Source organism: Microvirga sp. BSC39 (genome assembly GCF_000739015.1).
Classification (GTDB): Bacteria; Pseudomonadota; Alphaproteobacteria; order Rhizobiales; family Beijerinckiaceae; genus Microvirga.
The window spans coordinates 1-16,801 of the sequence record NZ_JPUG01000026.1 but is presented as its reverse complement, the minus strand read 5'-3'; the positions used below and the strand labels follow the sequence as shown (position 1 = coordinate 16,801).

The following is a 16,801-nucleotide window of genomic DNA, read 5'->3' as shown; positions in this document are numbered from 1 at the left end:
GAGCGGACTTTCACATGCAATTCGTTTCCATCATCGGCTGATGGCGTTTAGGCTTCCCTGCCGGCCTGGGCCATAAGACTGATCTTCAGCTCTCGGAAAGCGCGCTGGAAACGCGATGTTCGCTGTTCTTCGAGCATCGTCTCGAGCTCATGCCCGAGCTCGCGCAGGCGGCGTTCGCCTAGGCGCTGGGCCTCAATAAACATCGAGTGCTCCTCAGACGAGGCGTGATGGTCAACGGCCTTGTGAAGAGCCCGCAGGTACTCTTCAAACTCTGGGCTGGAGGTCGGGAGCTTCAGCGTCGCGGCCAGCAGATCGGCGAGTTGCTGGTGCTCCGCGTAAGCCACTGGAATATCCTCGCTGACTGGACGGACCGCCGGATAAAAGATCTCATCCTCAATGTGCTCATGGATCTCAAGCTCAGATGCAAGGGTCCGCATCAGGTCACGGCGCTGCGGATCATCCGGCGACATGTCTTCGATCCGCCGGAACATGCTACGCAGCAACTCGTGATGCTCGAAAAGCACCTCGTCCGCCTTCCGGCCGAGAGGAGTATCTGCTGACGTCGGTTGCTCCACCTGTGCTGCCCACTCGATGTCCTCCGACGTCACCGCCTCCGCACCGGGTTCCTGCTGCCGCCTGATCTCTATGATGCCATTGCGCACACGCACATCATACAGTGGCTGCGGGCAGGTTGATGGGCCATCCAGCGGTTGGCCTGTCTCAAGGTCGTAGCGCGAGCCATGCCAGGGGCAGACGAGGCCGCCCTTCAGAAGCCAGCCTTCGTCCAAGGGGCCGCCCATGTGTGAACAGCGTGCCCCCATGGCGAAGATGCGCCCACCCTGCCGCACCAGGGCAACGGGGATGTGCGCCCGCTCTACGGCATCCCAGACCTCGGCCTTCCGCGGCTGTCCGTCCTTGAGTTCGGCAACCGGCAGAACCGGCACGAAGTCGCGCGGTTCAACGCTGCGGTCGGCCTGATCGACACCCTGGCGGCGGCGGTAGACGAGGTGCCCGCCCAGGTAAGCTCCCACGAACATCACGCCCCAGGCGGCGGCGCTTGCGAGGTGTCCTTCTCTGCGGCGCCCCCGCCGGCGCAGGGCAATCGAGGTGAGCTGAAAGCCCAGTGCCGTGCTGTTGACGAGTGCGTGGACAAGGCCGACCCGACGGGAGCGCCCATGGGTCTGCTGCCAGTCCATCAACCCTGTGGCGGCCGCTGCAACCGCCCCTGCGGCTCCCGCCTGGACGGCAAGATCCGCAGCCCTGCCGTAGTCGCGGCTATGCTTCGCACCCAGCGCCTCGAGCGTGTCGAGCCCGAGAGCCAGCGTCCAGGTTCCGATCGGGATGGTAACGAACATCGGGTGCACGGGATGCCCGAACCAAGTGCCGTGCAGCGCGTTGCGAGCCCTTTTCCCAGGCGTGCCGGCCAGGCGCTGGGGCAGGGCGAGGGCATTGGCGAGCTGGAAGGCGGGTCTGTCGAGCCACTCGGCAGCCTCAATCCGGCCAATGGCCTTATCGGTCACGCTGGAGCGGTGCGATTCCATCAGGTCCTCTCGTTGCATGACGCATGGGTGTCGGAGAGTGCCGCGGGTGGTAAGGCCCAGCTAGCGTCAAGCAGACAATCGGTTCCGGCAATTTTGGTTCGCTGGGCTCGTCCGGCGCTTTGGGAGGATACTCGTAGGAGCCGCCTGCCTGGGGGCTAATCGCCTGTCATGCAACCGGCTCTATCACTCCTGACGCAAGGATGCCGAAAGTCTGAGTTCGGTACTCCTGAGACGTAAGAGCCTGGTCTGCTTTGGCGCTTAAGAGCAGACCTTCATGTGGCCTGATCTACGTTACACTTTGACCCGGTGCTGACTTTCGGCTCAGAGGACATGATGGAGGTGTTTGCGCCATCTCAGGATCGTAATAGGGCATGAACTCGAAGGGGATTGTGCATTAAGTTTTGCCAAGCAGACAAAACGTTGTGCAGCAGAACGCCTCGGGTCTGCCCTCGACCAGTGTTGGCCCCTTACATTGGGTTCCGGTCCTCTAGCTTGACTTTCCAAAACGTTTTGGGAATCTATTTCTGATAAAGGAGAGAGTGCTCCCTGTGTCGAGCCTGAAGCACCTCGCGCAATCGCTGGGCCTGTCGATCACGACAGTGTCGCGGGCTCTCGACGGCTATGCCGATGTGGCGCCAACGACCCGCGAGCGGGTTCGAGCGGCCGCACAGGCCATCCACTATCAACCGAACTCTGCAGCGCGCAGTCTACGTCGGCGCAAGGTTGAGGCGGTGGCCGTGACGCTGCCGACAGAGCCAGGACAGTTCAGCCCCCCGACCTTCCTGAACATGCTGGCGGCCTGCAGCCAGCGGCTCGCCGAGGAGAGTCTCGATCTGATGCTGCTGCCGACTGCCGGCCGTGCGGAGGAGATGGAGACCTACCGGCGGCTTCTGGACGGCCGAAGGGCCGATGCAGTGATCGTGGTGCGCACGAGGCTGGACGATGAGCGCGTCGCCCTCCTGAGGGAACGTGGCATTCCCTTCGTCACCCATGGCCGCACCGCCCGCCCCAACGAGCATGCCTTCATCGACGGAGACGGTGAAGCCGGCTTCCGAGATGCCGCGCGGCATCTCGCATCCCTGGGACACCGCCGCATCGCTCATATTGCCGCTCCGCAGGATCTGACCTTCGCCTATCTCCGCCGCGAGGGCTGGCTGGCAGCCCTCGCAGAAGCCGGTTTCTCAGACAGGCCTGAATACATCGCGCAGCCGACAGAAGCGGGTGGCTACGAGGCCGCACGATGGCTCATGCAGCATGACAACCCTCCTACGGCCCTTTTATGCGCAACCGACAGCATGGCGATTGGCGCCTTGAGCGCCCTCAAAGAAATGGGCCTCAAGGCTGGACGCGATATAGCCCTGATCGGCCATGATAATCTGCCCTCTGCGGCGTTCACCGATCCGCCGCTCTCGACCATGGAGATCGCGGCTCCCGATGTGGGTCGGCAGCTGGCGGAGATGCTGATCGCTCGCCTGGGTGGGCGAGACAGTCGCGAGTTGCAGACGATTCTGCCGGTTCGGCAGGTTCCGCGGACTACCCACGGACCGGCGAACTGAGCCCAATGCCCTCGATCTTCCGGCCCCGGGTCGAGCGGCACCAAGAAGGGACCATTGGAGGAAGGAAATGACGCATCCGGTATCGCTTCGCGCCATTGCCGCTGCGACCGCCCTTTTCGCAGGGCTCACCGTCGCTCAGGCGCAGGAAACAATCTTCTACTCGACGCAGCTTCGCCCGATCGAGGAAGCCACGAAGGTTCGTGAGGTTCTGCTGAAGGGTCTGTCGGGCAAGACCACCTATGTTGTGGACGAACCTCCGGCCTTTGCTGTTCGCATGAAGGCGGAGACGCAAGCCGGCAAGCGGACGGCAAGTGTCGTCGGCGCACTCCACGGTGAGCTTCAGCCGCATGTTCCGGCCGATATCCAGCCTCTGGATGACGTCGCCGCCAAGCTGACGGATCGCGGCATTCCGGCGAATCTGATGGATCTCGGCAAGCTCGGCACGAACCAGCAGCAGTACATCCCGTGGATGCAGGCCACCTACGTGATGGTCGCCAACAAGCAGGCGCTGCAATACCTGCCGGCAGGCGCGGACGTGAACAGCCTAACCTATGCGCAGCTGCAACAATGGGGCAAGAACATCGTCGACAAGACCGGCCAGCGCCGGATCGGCTTGCCGGCTGGCCCAACAGGCCTTCTGCCGCGGTTCTTCCAGGGCTATTTCTATCCGTCCTTTACAGGCGGTGTGGTCACAACTTTCAAGTCGGCAGACGCGGAAGCCGGCTGGAATGCTCTGAAAGAACTGTGGGCAGTTTCGAACCCGAATTCCACCAACTACAATTTCATGCAGGAGCCTCTGCTCGCTGGCGAGGTCTGGGTAGCATGGGATCACATCGCTCGCGTGAAGGAGGCGCTTACCTTGCAGCCCGATCAGTTCGTGGCTTTCCCGGCGCCGGCAGGGCCGAAGGGGCGCGGCTACATGCCGGTCATTGCGGGGCTCGCGATCCCGAAGGATGCACCGAACCGCGCCGGCGCCGTGGCGCTGATCGAGCACATGACCAAGCCCGAGACACAGCTTGCGACGGCTGCTGAAGTCGGCTTTTTCCCGGTCGTGAAGGCAGAACTGCCGCCGAACCTCGCGCCCGGCATCAAGCTGCTGGCCGGCGCGGTAGCCGCGACGCAGAACGCGAAGGATGCACTCGTCTCGCTCCTGCCTGTGGGCCTGGGAGCCAAGGGTGGTGAGTTCAACAAGGTCTATACGGACACCTTCCAGCGCATCGTGCTGCGCAACGAACCAGTCAAGGACACGCTCGAAGCCCAGGCCAAGGTTCTCGACGCGCTCATGAGGGACACCGGCGCACCGTGCTGGGCTCCAGACAAGCCAAGCCAGGGCGCTTGCTCCGTCCAATAACCAGTCCCAAGGCTCGGCGAACTTCGGCTCGCCGGGCCTTCTCTTCCCGATGGGAGCGGCTGTCATGCCTGCGCGCACCTCCTGGATTCCCTATGCGCTGATCGCGCCCTCGGTCATCTTTCTTGGCGCTCTGTTTCTCGTGCCGCTCGTCCAGACGATCTGGCTGTCGTTCTCGGCAGGCGATGGCTTCTCGCTCGAGAACTACCAGCGCATGGCTGGCGACCTGAACTTCTCGCTTGCCGTTCGCAACACCTTCCTGCTCACCCTGGTGGTGGTGCCGCTCCAAGTCGTACTGGCGCTCGCCATGGCCACCATGGTGACGAAGCTCGACCGGGGCCGCGATTTGGCTCTGTGGGTGCTCACCATCCCGCTCGGTATCTCGGATCTCGCGGCTGGTCTTGCCTGGCTCGCGCTGCTTCAGAACACAGGCTACCTGAACTCAGCCCTCTATGCGCTTGGACTTATTCAGGGTCCAGTCGGCTGGCTGTCCCAGGAAACACCCTGGGCGCTGTTCTTCGCCATCGTCCTCGCCGAACTCTGGCGCGCTACAGCGATCGTGCTGGTAATCCTGATCGCAGGTCTGCAACTCATCCCGAAGGAGTTTTCCGAGGCCGCCGAGATCTTCGGAGCCAAGCCCTGGACACGGTTCATGAGGATCACCCTGCCGCTCCTGAAGCCCAGCTTGCAATCGGCGCTGATCCTGCGCACGGTGCTGGCCTTCGAGGTGTTCGCGGTCGTCTATGCGCTCGGCGGGCGCAACTTCCCCGTTCTCGCCGGTGAAGCCTATGTCTGGCAGAACGACAACCAGAACTACGGCGTCGCCGCAGCCTACGCGGTGCTCATCATGGCGATCTCGCTCGCCGCGACGGCCGTTTACCTGCGCGTCCTGAGAACACGGCCGGAGCAGCTCCCATGACCATTCAAGCTGCCGAACTCCCACAAACGACGAAGAGCCGGAACATGGCTCTACCCTCCGCCCGGCGCCTGCTGCTCTGGACAGGGCTTGCGGTGCTGCTGGCTTGGGTTCTCGTGCCAATCTACTTCGTGGCGCTTGGCGCCTTCGGCGGAAGGCTCGGTGTGTTCCGCTGGCCGAAGACCATCTGGCCCACGGATCTGTCACTTGCGGCCATGACGCAGTTCCTCGCCATCGAGGGCGTGTTCAACGCGCTCGTCAACTCGCTCATCGCTGCCGGTCTCACCGTTTTGTTTTCTGTCCTCTTGGGAGCCCCGGCGGGTTATGCGCTAGCGCGCTACAGCTTCCGCGGACAGAACGCCTATCGTCTTCTCGTTCTTCTCACGCGTGCCTTCCCGCTCGCCATCCTGGCGCTGCCGCTCACGGTTTCTTTCATCCGCCTTGGCCTCTACGACACGCCCTTCGGCGTCTCCCTCATCCACACGGTGCTGGCACTGCCCTTCGCGGCCCTTGTCACGCAAAGCCTCTTCATGGGCATCCCGCGCGAGTACGAAGAGGCGGCCTGGGTCTTCGGCTGCACCCGCTTCCAAGCGTTCATGAAAGTGGTCCTGCCGCTGGCGCTGCCGGGTCTTGCCGCAACGGCCATCTTCGCCTTCGTGATCTCCTGGAACGAGGTCTTCGCCGCCTCGATCCTCACCGTGCGCGAACGCACGCTGACCGCCTATCTGCTCCGGATTCTCGCCGAGAGCCCGCTTCACTACCGCTTTGCCGGTGGCTTCATCCTCATCATCCCCTCGGTGCTCTTCATCTTCGCCGTGAGACGCTACCTCTTCGCGGTGTGGGGCATTGCCAGCAAGTAACGGATCACCCCATGGCTGATATCGTCATCGATCGTGTCGTCAAGGAATTCGGCACCTTCCGCGCCCTGCAGGGGGTCTCCCTCACCGTCAACGACGGCGAGTTCGTAGCCCTCCTTGGACCCTCGGGCTGTGGTAAGACCACGCTCTTGCGCATCATCGCAGGCCTTGAGACGCAGACCTCCGGCCGCGTCGTGATCGGTGGACAGGATGTGAGCAACCTCGCTCCCCGCAAGCGCGGTCTCGCGATGGTCTTCCAGAATTATGCCGTCTTTCCGCATATGACTGTGTTTGAGAACGTCGCCTTCGGCCTGCGGATGCAGAAGGCGCAGCAGGAGGAGGTGAAGCGCAAGGTGGAGCGCGCGGCAGCGCTGCTCCACATCGAGAGCTACCTCGACCGCTATCCGGCGAAGCTCTCAGGCGGCCAGCGCCAGCGCGTGGCAGTGGCCCGGGCGCTCGCCGTCGAGCCCGCCGTGCTGCTCATGGACGAGCCGCTCTCCAATCTCGACGCTCTCCTACGGCTCGAGATGCGCACGGAACTGAAGGCCGTCCTGCGGGAGGCGGGAACGACCACAATCTATGTCACGCACGACCAGACGGAAGCCATGGGCCTCGCTGATCGCATCGCCGTGATGTACGGCGGTAAAATCGACCAGATCGGCTCGCCGCTTGAGATCTACGCAACACCCGCGACTCGCTTCGTCGGCGGCTTCATCGGTTCGCCGCCCATGAACTTTATCAAGGTCCGGTGCAGCCAGGGCATGGCGCGGATTGGTGACGCCACTCTGCCGTGTCCTGCGACGGGCAAGGACATGGAGCTCGGGTTGCGCGGCGAGGATGCGAGCCTTGCCCCCAACGGCTCCGGTATTCCGTTCGACATTCGCGTCGTGGAGCCGATGGGCTCGCACCTGCTCCTGACGGGCTCGATCGACGGTCAGCCCGCCCGCATCGTCGCGCCGCCGATCGCAAAGGTGAATGCCGGCGAGCGCGTCGGCCTCACTGTTGATCCCGCCCGTGTGACCTGGATCGACAGCATCACCGGACGCGCGATCGCTCGGGCCTGAGAGAAGGAACTTATTGAGATGACCACGCTTCGCATGGAAGAGGGTGCGCACGCCGTTCTCGCGCGCAACGATCGCGGCGGCTACACGGTTCCCACCGACCGCCTCTACCCGTTCCAGTGGAACTGGGACTCCGCCTTCGTCGCCATGGGATTTGCCACCTTCAACGTCGATCGAGCCTATCGCGAACTTGAGCGTCTGGTCGAAGGCCAGTGGGACGATGGTATGATCCCGCACATTGTGTTTCATGTTCCCAGTGACACCTACTTTCCCGGACCCGACGTGTGGGGCACGCGGCACCGGATTCTAACCTCCGGCATCACCCAGCCGCCGGTCTTCGGCATGGCCCTGCGCCATGTTCACGAGGCCGCCCTTGCAAACGGCATGACCGACGCAGAAGTACGCACTAGGGCTTTGTTCCAGGCGGCTTTGCACTCGCACCGCTGGTGGCTCGAAGCGCGCGATCCAGACGGTCTTGGGCTCGTATCGATCCTGCATCCTTGGGAGAGTGGCAGCGACAACTCGCCCGCTTGGGATGAGGCGCTCGCCCGCGTGCCCACGACGACGACCACTACGATCCGCCGCAAGGACACTGGCCACGTGGATGCCGCCATGCGTCCGCGTGACGAGGATTACCAGCGCTTCATCCACCTCGTCGATGTCTATCGGGATTGCGACTGGGATCCGAAGCGGCAATGGGCGAAGGCTCCCTTCAAGGTGGCCGATGTACAGATGACCGCGATTCTCGCGCGAGCCACGGCCGATCTCATGCATCTGGCCGAGGCCTTAGGAACCGATGAGGATAGAGCCGGGCTGGCGCAGATGCGCCGGAGACTCGTCGATGGCCTTGCCCGCCGCTGGCGCCCCGATCTCTCCCGCTTCGTCTCCCTCGACTTGATCTCGGGGGCTGACATTGAGGCTCCGACGCAGGCTGGCTTCATCCCCCTCGTCGCACTGGCACTGGATGGCGCCCAACAAAGTGCTATCACGGCAGAGATCGGACGCTGGCTTGACGGCATGGTTGTCGGCGTCCCCTCGACGCCGGCCTTCTCGCCTGCCTTCGAGCCGAAACGCTACTGGCGTGGTCCGGTCTGGGCGGTCATCAACTGGCTCATCGCGGACGGCCTTCGCCTGAACGGCGCCGAAGATCTTGCCCGACGGGTCGAGCAGTCCACCGTCCAGGCCATCGAGAATGCCGGATTCTGCGAATACTTCGATCCGACCACTGGAGAGGGCCTTGGTGGCGACACCTTCTCTTGGACCGCTGCCGCCTATCTTGCTCTCGGCAGGCGCCGATAGGCCCGTTGAAGGAGACCACCCACCCTGATTGCCGTATTTCACGTCCGGTTCCGCAAGTCCTGTGGACCGGATCATGTGGAGGGAATGGCATGTCGAAGCCTACGCCGATCGCCATAACGCTGGAGGAGGATCCGAGCGGAACCATCGTGGACGAGGTTGAACGCAAGCTCCTCGAAGCACTTGGTCAGAACGTGCCACCAAGCGACGGAAAGCCACTCACCTTGGTCGCGCGAGACTTGCAGGGGAGTATGGTCGGCGGCCTCGCCGGCTCGACATCTTATGGCTGGCTTCTCGTGAAGATGCTCTGGGTCGCAGAGGAGCTTCGAGGCCAAGGTTTTGGAGCAAGGCTCATGGTGGAAGCCGAGGCCATCGCCCGGTCTGGCGGCTGCCACGGGGCATGGCTCGATACATCCAGCGCAAGAGCTGAACGTTTCTACATCAGGCTTGGTTATAAGCCATTTGGGGTCTTGACGAATGGTCCTGGGGAGCAGCCCCAAGGCCATCGCCGCGCTTTTCTCGCCAAGCGCCTAATCGAGGCATGGCCAACTGGGCCTGGAACTACTCCATAAAACAAGCCTCCGCCGAATTGCCTCTGCAAGAGTGAGATTCAGCGTGAGGGAGATGGGGCCCGAATGACTTCTTTTGGCACTCCTGAGACGTACGAGCTTAGTCCGCTTAACGAGCAATCAGCGGACCCTCATCTGGCCTGCTCAACGGTACAGTTTGACCCAGGCTGTGTGGAAACGCGTTGATCTGCTAAGCTGGTGCTGATCGGCGGAGGGCAGCATGAAGCGTTTCATTGAAGGGGAAGACCGCTGGTAGGCCACCCTGCTTCCTGATTGCCTGAACGACTATGTGGCGCCCGACAATCCTGTGCGCATCGTCGAAGCTTTTGTCGATGAACTGGATCTGGCAGCCCCCGGCTTTGCCGGCGTGGTGCCGGAGGTAACAAGCTGCCCGCCTATCATCCTGCCACCCTGCTCAAGATCTACATCTACGGCTATCTCAACCGCATTCAGTCGAGCCGGAGGCTGGAACGAGAGACCCAGCGCAACCTTGAGCTGATGTAGCGGACCGGCCGCTTGATGCCCGACTTCAAGACCAACGCTGACTTCCGCCGGCAGCCCTCCATTCATGGATGGTCAGGAATATCCCTTAAGCGCCAGCTCCACCAGTTCGGTTACGGTCCGGCGGATCGCATCGTCGGCAAGGGCCTGCCAGCGGGCGACCGCAGGTTAAGCGCAGCAGATTTTGTTACGGCTCCTGGCCAAACCGGAATATGCTCAGGTCTTGGCGACAGGATTGAGGTCAGGCTGCTCCTGCTCGGCCTCGACCTCCGACTTTGGTGGTGTGAGGGAGAGGAATTCCCCCAGAGTGCTCCATGACGGCAGATGATCGCAGCACCGCTTGATGACTACAAGGAGCGGCACGGCGATGAGCACGCCGACCAGGCCCCACACCCAGCCCCAGAACGCCACCCCGATGAAGATCGCGACGGTATTGAGCTCAAGCCGGCGGCCGAGGATCAGGGGAGTGACAATGTTCCCTTCCAGCGCCGTCAGGCCGAAATAGACTAGCGGCGCAAGAAGCGCATAGCTGATCGAGTCGAAGGAGATCAGGGCCACGATGGCGACCAGAGTGACGCCCGCAAGCGCTCCGATGAAGGGCAAGAAATTGAGGAAGGTGGCTCCAAGGCCCCAGAGGTAAGGAGTCGGCATGCCAATCGCCCACATCGCCAGCCCGATGGCGACGCCGAGCCCCATGTTGATCAAGGTGATGGTCAACAGGTAATGCGAGATCGACGCCTCGATGTCATGCAAAATACTGACCGCGGTCTTCTTGTCGCGGAATGTCGGCAGCACGCGCACGATTTTGTCGTAAACCATGTCGCCTGAGCCGAGCAGGAAAAGAACGAGGACCAGGGCAATGCCGGTCGTGGTCAGCGCACTCCAGAGCATCGAGGTTGCCGAGGATAGGAACCCAGCCTCCTTGATCACGACCTCCTGAACCTGCGGATCGGATGTTGCGCTGGTAAGGGCTTCCACCGTCTGGCTGGCTTCGGAGATCGCCGACACCGAGCCGCGTAGCCTGTCGAGCCTGTCCTCGACCTGCCGTCCGATGGTGGGGGCCCGCTGGATCCACTCCGTCACGGGCGCACTGAGGAGGTACGCGCCTGCCCCCACGGTGAGGGCCAGTAGCAGGACCAGCATGATGGCCGACAGCCCTGTGGGGACGCCGCGTCGTTCGAGCCAGCGCACAATCGGAATGAGCGTGAGGGCAATGAGAAGGCCGACGATGATCGGCAGAAGCAGCGGCTTGGCGAAGTAAAGCGCTCCCGTGCCGAGGACGACGGCGCAGACATGGATCGAAACGGCAACCGCGCCTGTGAGCTTACTGCCGGTGGCAAACTCATCGTCCGAGCCGTTGGGCTTCACGGCCGGCTGGGGGTCCGGGGCGACTGTCGGGCGCTGCATAAGAATCAGACGTTTTCAATCACGACTGCGTTCCACCCAGGATCCGCTCTGGGATCGCTCGAACGGCAGCATCTCCAACCCGGAACGGCGATCAACGGGAACGAACCCTTCCGCTCCCGCCAGGGCGCCTATCTTGCCTGCCTTGGCGGATCCGTGCCTCCCTCGTGCCAAGCGATGCAGGCGCGGCTGCGCAGCCGCCAAACTCGGTCCGGCACAGTACAGATCCGGCCCCTTCGGTCGAACAAGGGCCTAGGGTGTTGTCACGTTAACTCGGGTTTGACCCCGACCATGTAGACGGGCCGGCATGAGCAAGTCTGTTAGCTACAAACGTCATCGCTATCCGCCCGAGATCATCGCCCATGCGTTGTAGTTGTACTTCCGGTTTCCTCTGAGCCTGCGGCTGGTCGAGGAGATGTTGCTCGAGCGCGGCATCGTCGTGTCCTACGAGACGGTCCGCCGATGGGCGCTGAAGTTTGGGTCAGACTATGCACGCCGCCTCAGGCGCAAGAGACCAAACCGTCGCGATATTTGGCATCTCGACGAAGTCGTGGTCACGATCTCTGGCCAGAAACACTGGTTGTGGCGGGCGGTTGATCAGGACGGCTATGTCCTCGATGAGATTGTCCAAGATCGACGCGACACCAAGGCTGCCAAGCGCTTGCTGAAGCGGCTGTTGCGGAAGCAGGGCTGCCCACCTCGGCGCATAATCACCGATAAGCTCGGCTCCTACGCCGCTGCCCGACGTCAGGTCATGCTAGCCGTCGAACACCGGTCGCACAAAGGGCTCAATAACCGAGCAGAGAATTCGCACCTACCCTTGCGTCGGCGAGAGCGGATCATGCAGGGCCTTCGATCACCAGGAGGCCTTCAGCGGTTCACCAACGTGTTCTCAGCCATCCGCAACCTCTTCGTTCCACCCTGTTCCCGTCGATCCGCCCTTGCCACACATCTGCATCGCCTCACCGCGATGGCAGAATGGAAAGCTGTAGTCGGTGCCATCGCTTGAACCAACTACAAAGTCAATCAAGTCTCATTGCGTCCTACAGCAGTTAACGTGACATCACCGGTCGTGGTCCATGCGTCAACCCTGGCGCCCAGACCAACCCTGAATTAACATCACACTTGGATCACCCGTATGGGGCAGGCCAGGGAAGGATCGGGCCAGGATGGGGAGCGTCCCCTGATACAGGAGAGCCTGTTCTGCACGTTCCCGCTCGAAGCCCATCTCACGTCCGATCAGCTGCTGCGGCGCATCGACCGATCGACCCATGGATTTTCACGAAGGGCGGAGATCTTCAGGGTCCGACCCTATGCAACGGAGCCTCTCGCTTCACCTACTCCCGTTTTGTCCCGGTCATCTGGGACATAAAGATTTCCTGCATCTGCTCAAATCCTTTGAGGGTAGCTGGCAGCCAAGTTCTCAGCATGGCTTCAGGCTCCATCGCCTTTATGTTCGCCGTCATGCGGTCCTGCACCTCTCGCATGAGCTGCTCCTGCATCGGCTTCACGTCCGGTAGCCCCAGAAAGGCCCGTGCCTCCTCGGGCGTGCACTCAACATCCATGGTGATCTTCATCTGACATCCTGCTCCAGCATCAACAGATGGGCTGCCGAACGGTGGTCCCGTATATCGCTGCTGAGGTCAACCAAACCGGGCTACGCGGCACGATTGCTACTTGGATTGGCCTCGGCCATCTTATCTTTCCATGACATAGGTTCCGGGCGCATCCAGCAAGGGTGGGTACTTCGCGCGGCCCATCGGTGGTGGCGCACTCTTCCCGCCCGACCGAGCTGAAAGCCAGGCCGTCCAGTCTGGCCACCAGCTCCCCTCATGACGGCTGGCGCTCTGCAGCCACTGCTCGGGATTGTTCGCTGCCGTGGCTCCAGTTTCCCGGGTCCAGTAGGCACCCTTGCCACCCGCGGGATTGATGATCCCGGCAATATGACCGCTGGAGGCGCGCACGAACCGCACGTCTCCGCCGAACAGCTGGGTGATGCGCCAGGCCGCGTCCCAGGGCACAATGTGGTCCTTCTCCGCCCCTACGGCATAGGTATCCTGTCGAATGCGGCCGAGATCGATCGCCTCACCCTTGAGCGTGATCTTGCCCGGCTCGATCAGATTGTTCTCAACATAGGTGTTGCGCAGGTACCAGCCGTGGGCAGCGCGGGCCATCCGGGTGCCGTCGCTGTTCCAGTACAGAAGGTCAAAGGCTGGCGGCTTGCTGCCCATCAGGTAGTTGTTGATCACATTAGCCCAGATCAGGTCGTTCGAGCGCAGCAGGTTGAACATGTTCGACATCTCTCGGCTGTCGAGATAGCCGCGCTCCATCATCTGCTGCTCAATCAGGTCCACCCCCGGCTCGTCCATGAACACGGCCGTGTCACCCACCTGCGAGAAATCCTGCAGGGAGACCATGAAGCTGGCCGAGTTGAACCGTTTGTCGCCCTTGGCGGCAAGGACAGCCAAGGTCATCGTCAGCAGCGTCCCGCCGATGCAGTAGCCCATAGCGTTGACCGTAGGGCTGCCGGTAATCTCGCGCACCACATCGCTGGCTTCGAGCGGACCGAGGTCCATGTAGTCCTCGATCCCGATCCCATCCATGGACGCATCCGGGTTCTTCCAGGAGATCAGGAATACCGTGAACCCTTGCTCAACCAGGTAGCGCACCAGGCTGTTCTTGGGCTGCATGTCGAGGATGTAGTACTTGTTGATCCAGGGCGGCAGGATCAGCAGCGGCGTCTTGTGAACCTTCCCCGTTGTGGGCGTATACTGGATCAGCTCCATCAGGCGATTGCGGTGGACCACCTTGCCGGGGGTAAGGGCGAGGTTCTTACCTGGCGCGAAGGCTTCGGTGTCGACCATGCTGAGACGCCCAGCCTGGAGATCGGCAGCCAGGTTGGCGGCCCCGGCTGCAATACTGGTTCCTCCCGTCTCGATGGCTTTTCGAAGAGCAACAGGGTTCGACAACAGGATCAGCGTGGGGCTCATGGCGTCCACGAACTGCCGCAGATGGAAGTTGATGCGCTGCTGCTCGGCCTCGTCCATGTCATGTACATCGCCCTGCTGCAGGAGCCAGTCGGACGCGAGCAAGTAAATCTGCTGAAGAGTGCGATAGACCGGGTTTGCATGCCACTCGGGAGCAGCGAACCGCTTGTCCGTTGTGGCAGACGATGGTTCATTTGCCGGCGACGCACCTGTGATGTTGAGCCAGCGCTGTCCCGCCTCCTGCCACACGTCAACGGCAGAGCGCCACAGATCCTGGTTGAGATCCGCCACAGCCAGAGCTGCGCTGGGCTTTTGCAGCGAACGCAGCCAGACGATGCGCAAAGCCCGGGCGATCTCGGCCCAGTCGACGGGCACCACCTCGCGCAAAGGATTGGCGTTCCACATCTGGTCAATGGAGCGGAGGGTGGGATCCTGTGACAGGCTGCTCTGGAGTTGCTTGATGCCTCCGGTGATCAGGTTTGAAGCAGGATTGTCAGCTGTCATCTGCCACCACGTGGTGCCTGGATCAGCCAGGGCCTTTGCCGGCGCGGACATCTGGTCCATCCATGAGGCCCAAAGCCTCAGCATCACGTCCGGGCCCGGCATGTTCCCGCTTACTTGCGCTTGCGTCTTGTCACTGTCCTCGCCGGCCATGATCTTCCTCCAATGTACCCGGGCGCTTCCCTCGGTTAACCTGTGCTTAAAGGCATCTTGTGGGTGCCCGTTCCTGCTTCGCTATCCAACATTGTAGCGGGATGAGCCGGGCTCGCCCAAGATGTTGTCCGTCACGTTGATACGATTGGGCGACCAAGGAACAACGCGCCATTGCGCGGGGATGGTTCCTATGGGCTAAGGTCAAAGTGCCTTGTGTCAGATCCTATGACAGCATGGCTCAAGACGGGTTAGTCTTGGAGGAGGTTAAGCGCCTCAGTCTCAGTGGAGAACATCATGACTGGAACACACCTCGTCACAAAGGTCTGTACCCCGTGTCGCGGCGGTATCCCGCCGCTCGCGCCGGATGAAGTTACAGCTTTCCGGAAGCAGGTTCTCGATTGGTCGGTCCAGGATGAGGCTCGGCGGATTGAGCGAACGTATACGTTCAAGAACTTTGCCGAAGCGTTCACCTTTGTCAGGAAGGTGGCTGAACTCGCAGAAGCTGAGGGGCATCACCCGGATATCAGCTTCGGCTGGGGCTACGCGACGGTGTCCCTCCAGACCAAGAAGATCAAAGGGCTGCACGAGAATGACTTCATCATGGCCGCGAAGCTGGATAACATGGCTGAAAACCTCCCACTTGGCCCTTAGAAGCAACGTCGCCGTGCCGGGGCCTGAAGCATGGCTCATTTCAAAACCATGCCGGTGACAGGGCTCAGTGCTGTTAACGTTGAGCCTGGACACCTGCAGGACCCGGAGAGAACGCGCTTCCGCCCGGAGGACTTCCCCATAGCCTTTTGCCAACTTAGCCAATCCGCTAATGACTTGTTAAGATGAAGGAGCCCAGCTTGATGCGCATCACCCGCTGTTTTCTGCTGGCCCCGTCCCTCGCTCGGCTGATCGAGAAGGAGAGGGGAGGCCACCGCGTCCGGCAGGGCTATTTCCCGGATCGCACAGACCGGAGCACCCATGTACAGCTGGAGGGTGAGACGGGTCAGCTCATCCTGGTCGTTAATCAACCAAACGGCCCAATCGAGCAGGCCACAGACATTCCCCGTTCGCAGGCCGAGGCCTTGCTGGGGCTGACGGCCGGACGGGTGGAATACCTGAGTGTCAGCCTGAACATCGGCTCCCAAACAGCCATTCTCTGTCGCTTCCTCACACCCGGACCGCTGGATCTGATCACCGTTACACTTGAGCACGGCAAACGGGCCAGCAAGTTTCAGCCGCTAGCCTGGTTTGGCCCTGAGGTCACCGGAGACCCTGCCTACCAGGGCCGCACCATGGCTCTGAACGGAGTGTTGTCAGTGCCTGAGGTGGAGATCACAGACGAGGCGCTCAACAGCCTGCTCGATGCCCTTGAGGGCCGCTTTAGAGCCCACCAGCCGCAAGCCGCGGCTCCGCAGCCGGTTGCCCCTTCGAAACCGGCTGAGGCTGAAGCCGAAGCGGACAACGAGGAAGATCAGGATGATCTTGAGATCGAGGACAGCGTCATTCGCGAACTCGCCCGTTCCTTGAGCCCCCGCCAGCGCTGATACGCCCGACGAACGCTCAACTCCGCTGAGGGGCAGGCGGTCCTGATCAGGCCGTTTTCAGATCCACGGCCGATTCTTTGCCGGAGCGGCGATCCGCCTCAACTTCATAGGAGATCTTCTGGCCTTCAGCCAAGCCACGCATGCCAGCACGCTCCACGGCGCTGATATGAACGAACACGTCCTTGCCGCCGTTGTCCGGCTGAATGAAGCCGTAGCCCTTCTGATCGTTGAACCACTTCACCGTTCCTGTCGCCACGAAGCTTTTCCCTCTGTTGAAATCGCCTAGCACTACTTTGGCAGGTAAGAGGAACCGGGCGAACCCCATCGACTTTTCTCGCTGAAGGATTTTGCGCGGGAGGTCGTCATGAGCACCTCAGTGGCGTGGGAGCACGAACTTCAATCCTGGCTTGAACCCTTCCTCACCCACCTGCATCATCCAGCCCGCCGGCGCATGTGTCCGCTCTATGTGGCTGGGCTGATTGGACCGGGTGAGCGCAAAAGCCTGCAGCCCATCGCGGCTCGGCTTGCTCCTGTCGGCTACGACCAGCTGCATCACTTCGTGTCTGTGGGGCCGTG

At 61.8% G+C, this 16,801-nt stretch carries 15 protein-coding genes and 2 pseudogenes; 12 read left to right on the top strand and 5 right to left on the bottom strand.

What is annotated here, in order from left to right; genetic code table 11:
• Positions 1–47: 47 nt before the first annotated feature.
• Entirely contained in the window at positions 48–1,541 is a 1,494-nt protein-coding gene (locus MA07_RS27470; RefSeq protein WP_052002776.1) for a DUF2231 domain-containing protein, read from the bottom strand.
• A 548-nt stretch (positions 1,542–2,089) separates the two neighbouring features.
• Between MA07_RS27470 and MA07_RS03000 the strand changes: the two genes are divergently transcribed.
• The 8 genes and pseudogenes from MA07_RS03000 to MA07_RS28500 all read left to right on the top strand — a co-directional run.
• The gene (locus tag MA07_RS03000) at positions 2,090–3,097 is read left to right on the top strand and encodes a substrate-binding domain-containing protein (RefSeq protein ID WP_036346830.1); all 1,008 of its coding nucleotides are present in this window, start codon (positions 2,090–2,092) and stop codon (positions 3,095–3,097) included.
• Positions 3,098–3,164: 67 nt separating this feature from the next.
• A complete protein-coding gene (locus tag MA07_RS02995) occupies positions 3,165–4,448 on the top strand; it encodes an extracellular solute-binding protein (RefSeq protein ID WP_036346828.1) in 1,284 nt (427 codons plus the stop codon).
• A gap of 64 nt (positions 4,449–4,512) precedes the next feature.
• Positions 4,513–5,364 (top strand): sugar ABC transporter permease, encoded by an 852-nt coding sequence (locus tag MA07_RS02990; RefSeq protein ID WP_036346827.1) that lies wholly within the window; start codon positions 4,513–4,515, stop codon positions 5,362–5,364.
• Positions 5,361–6,221 carry a carbohydrate ABC transporter permease gene (locus MA07_RS02985; protein WP_036346825.1) on the top strand — a complete coding sequence of 287 codons (861 nt, stop codon included), beginning with the start codon at positions 5,361–5,363 and terminating at the stop codon, positions 6,219–6,221. Before MA07_RS02990 ends, MA07_RS02985 begins: the two co-directional genes overlap by 4 nt.
• Positions 6,222–6,232: 11 nt before the next feature.
• Positions 6,233–7,282, top strand: a complete 1,050-nt coding sequence (locus tag MA07_RS02980; protein ID WP_036346822.1) for an ABC transporter ATP-binding protein — start codon at positions 6,233–6,235, stop codon at positions 7,280–7,282.
• Between the two features lie 18 nt (positions 7,283–7,300).
• Entirely contained in the window at positions 7,301–8,578 is a 1,278-nt protein-coding gene (locus MA07_RS02975; protein WP_036346819.1) for a neutral trehalase, read from the top strand.
• Between the two features lie 89 nt (positions 8,579–8,667).
• Entirely contained in the window at positions 8,668–9,147 is a 480-nt protein-coding gene (locus tag MA07_RS02970) for a GNAT family N-acetyltransferase (protein WP_052002775.1), read from the top strand.
• A gap of 259 nt (positions 9,148–9,406) precedes the next feature.
• Positions 9,407–9,645 (top strand): annotated as a pseudogene (locus MA07_RS28500) (transposase); the annotation flags it as partial.
• Between the two features lie 216 nt (positions 9,646–9,861).
• On the opposite strand, the gene MA07_RS02965 reads toward MA07_RS28500, so the two are convergent.
• A complete protein-coding gene (locus MA07_RS02965) occupies positions 9,862–11,052 on the bottom strand; it encodes an AI-2E family transporter (protein WP_052002774.1) in 1,191 nt (396 codons plus the stop codon).
• A 304-nt stretch (positions 11,053–11,356) separates the two neighbouring features.
• Between MA07_RS02965 and MA07_RS02960 the strand changes: the two are divergent.
• A pseudogene (locus tag MA07_RS02960) lies at positions 11,357–12,058 on the top strand (IS6 family transposase).
• 328 nt (positions 12,059–12,386) lie between these two features.
• Here MA07_RS02960 and MA07_RS02950 read toward each other — a convergent pair.
• Complete coding sequence (locus MA07_RS02950) at positions 12,387–12,626, bottom strand: DUF6489 family protein (protein WP_036346813.1); 240 nt, start codon at positions 12,624–12,626, stop codon at positions 12,387–12,389.
• Positions 12,627–12,746: 120 nt separating this feature from the next.
• Positions 12,747–14,591 (bottom strand): class I poly(R)-hydroxyalkanoic acid synthase, encoded by a 1,845-nt coding sequence (phaC, locus tag MA07_RS02945; protein WP_244445139.1) that lies wholly within the window; start codon positions 14,589–14,591, stop codon positions 12,747–12,749.
• A gap of 393 nt (positions 14,592–14,984) precedes the next feature.
• Here phaC and MA07_RS02940 point away from each other — a divergent pair, with 393 nt between their 5' ends.
• Complete coding sequence (locus MA07_RS02940) at positions 14,985–15,341, top strand: 4a-hydroxytetrahydrobiopterin dehydratase (RefSeq protein ID WP_036346800.1); 357 nt, start codon at positions 14,985–14,987, stop codon at positions 15,339–15,341.
• Between the two features lie 200 nt (positions 15,342–15,541).
• Positions 15,542–16,225, top strand: coding sequence for a hypothetical protein (locus MA07_RS02935; RefSeq protein WP_052002773.1), 684 nt, complete (start codon positions 15,542–15,544; stop codon positions 16,223–16,225).
• A gap of 46 nt (positions 16,226–16,271) precedes the next feature.
• Here the strand turns inward: MA07_RS02935 and MA07_RS02930 are convergent, their stop codons facing one another.
• Positions 16,272–16,481: a cold-shock protein gene (locus MA07_RS02930; RefSeq protein WP_036346798.1), complete on the bottom strand. Its 210-nt coding sequence runs from the start codon at positions 16,479–16,481 to the stop codon at positions 16,272–16,274.
• Between the two features lie 108 nt (positions 16,482–16,589).
• Here MA07_RS02930 and MA07_RS28495 point away from each other — a divergent pair.
• On the top strand, positions 16,590–16,801 hold a 212-nt coding region (locus MA07_RS28495; protein ID WP_160195366.1), incomplete at its 3' end, for a transposase.

Bases quoted from the DNA above. Each gene is read 5' to 3' on its own strand.
- MA07_RS27470 (WP_052002776.1), bottom strand. From the start codon at position 1,541: ATGGAATCGCACCGCTCCAGCGTGACCGATAAGGCCATTGGCCGGATT.
- MA07_RS02995 (WP_036346828.1), top strand. From the start codon at position 3,165: ATGACGCATCCGGTATCGCTTCGCGCCATTGCCGCTGCGACCGCCCTT.
- MA07_RS02990 (WP_036346827.1), top strand. From the start codon at position 4,513: ATGCCTGCGCGCACCTCCTGGATTCCCTATGCGCTGATCGCGCCCTCG.
- MA07_RS02985 (WP_036346825.1), top strand. From the start codon at position 5,361: ATGACCATTCAAGCTGCCGAACTCCCACAAACGACGAAGAGCCGGAAC.
- MA07_RS02980 (WP_036346822.1), top strand. From the start codon at position 6,233: ATGGCTGATATCGTCATCGATCGTGTCGTCAAGGAATTCGGCACCTTC.
- MA07_RS02975 (WP_036346819.1), top strand. From the start codon at position 7,301: ATGACCACGCTTCGCATGGAAGAGGGTGCGCACGCCGTTCTCGCGCGC.
- MA07_RS02970 (WP_052002775.1), top strand. From the start codon at position 8,668: ATGTCGAAGCCTACGCCGATCGCCATAACGCTGGAGGAGGATCCGAGC.
- MA07_RS02965 (WP_052002774.1), bottom strand. From the start codon at position 11,052: ATGCAGCGCCCGACAGTCGCCCCGGACCCCCAGCCGGCCGTGAAGCCC.
- MA07_RS02950 (WP_036346813.1), bottom strand. From the start codon at position 12,626: ATGAAGATCACCATGGATGTTGAGTGCACGCCCGAGGAGGCACGGGCC.
- phaC (WP_244445139.1), bottom strand. From the start codon at position 14,591: ATGTCCGCGCCGGCAAAGGCCCTGGCTGATCCAGGCACCACGTGGTGG.
- MA07_RS02940 (WP_036346800.1), top strand. From the start codon at position 14,985: ATGACTGGAACACACCTCGTCACAAAGGTCTGTACCCCGTGTCGCGGC.
- MA07_RS02935 (WP_052002773.1), top strand. From the start codon at position 15,542: ATGCGCATCACCCGCTGTTTTCTGCTGGCCCCGTCCCTCGCTCGGCTG.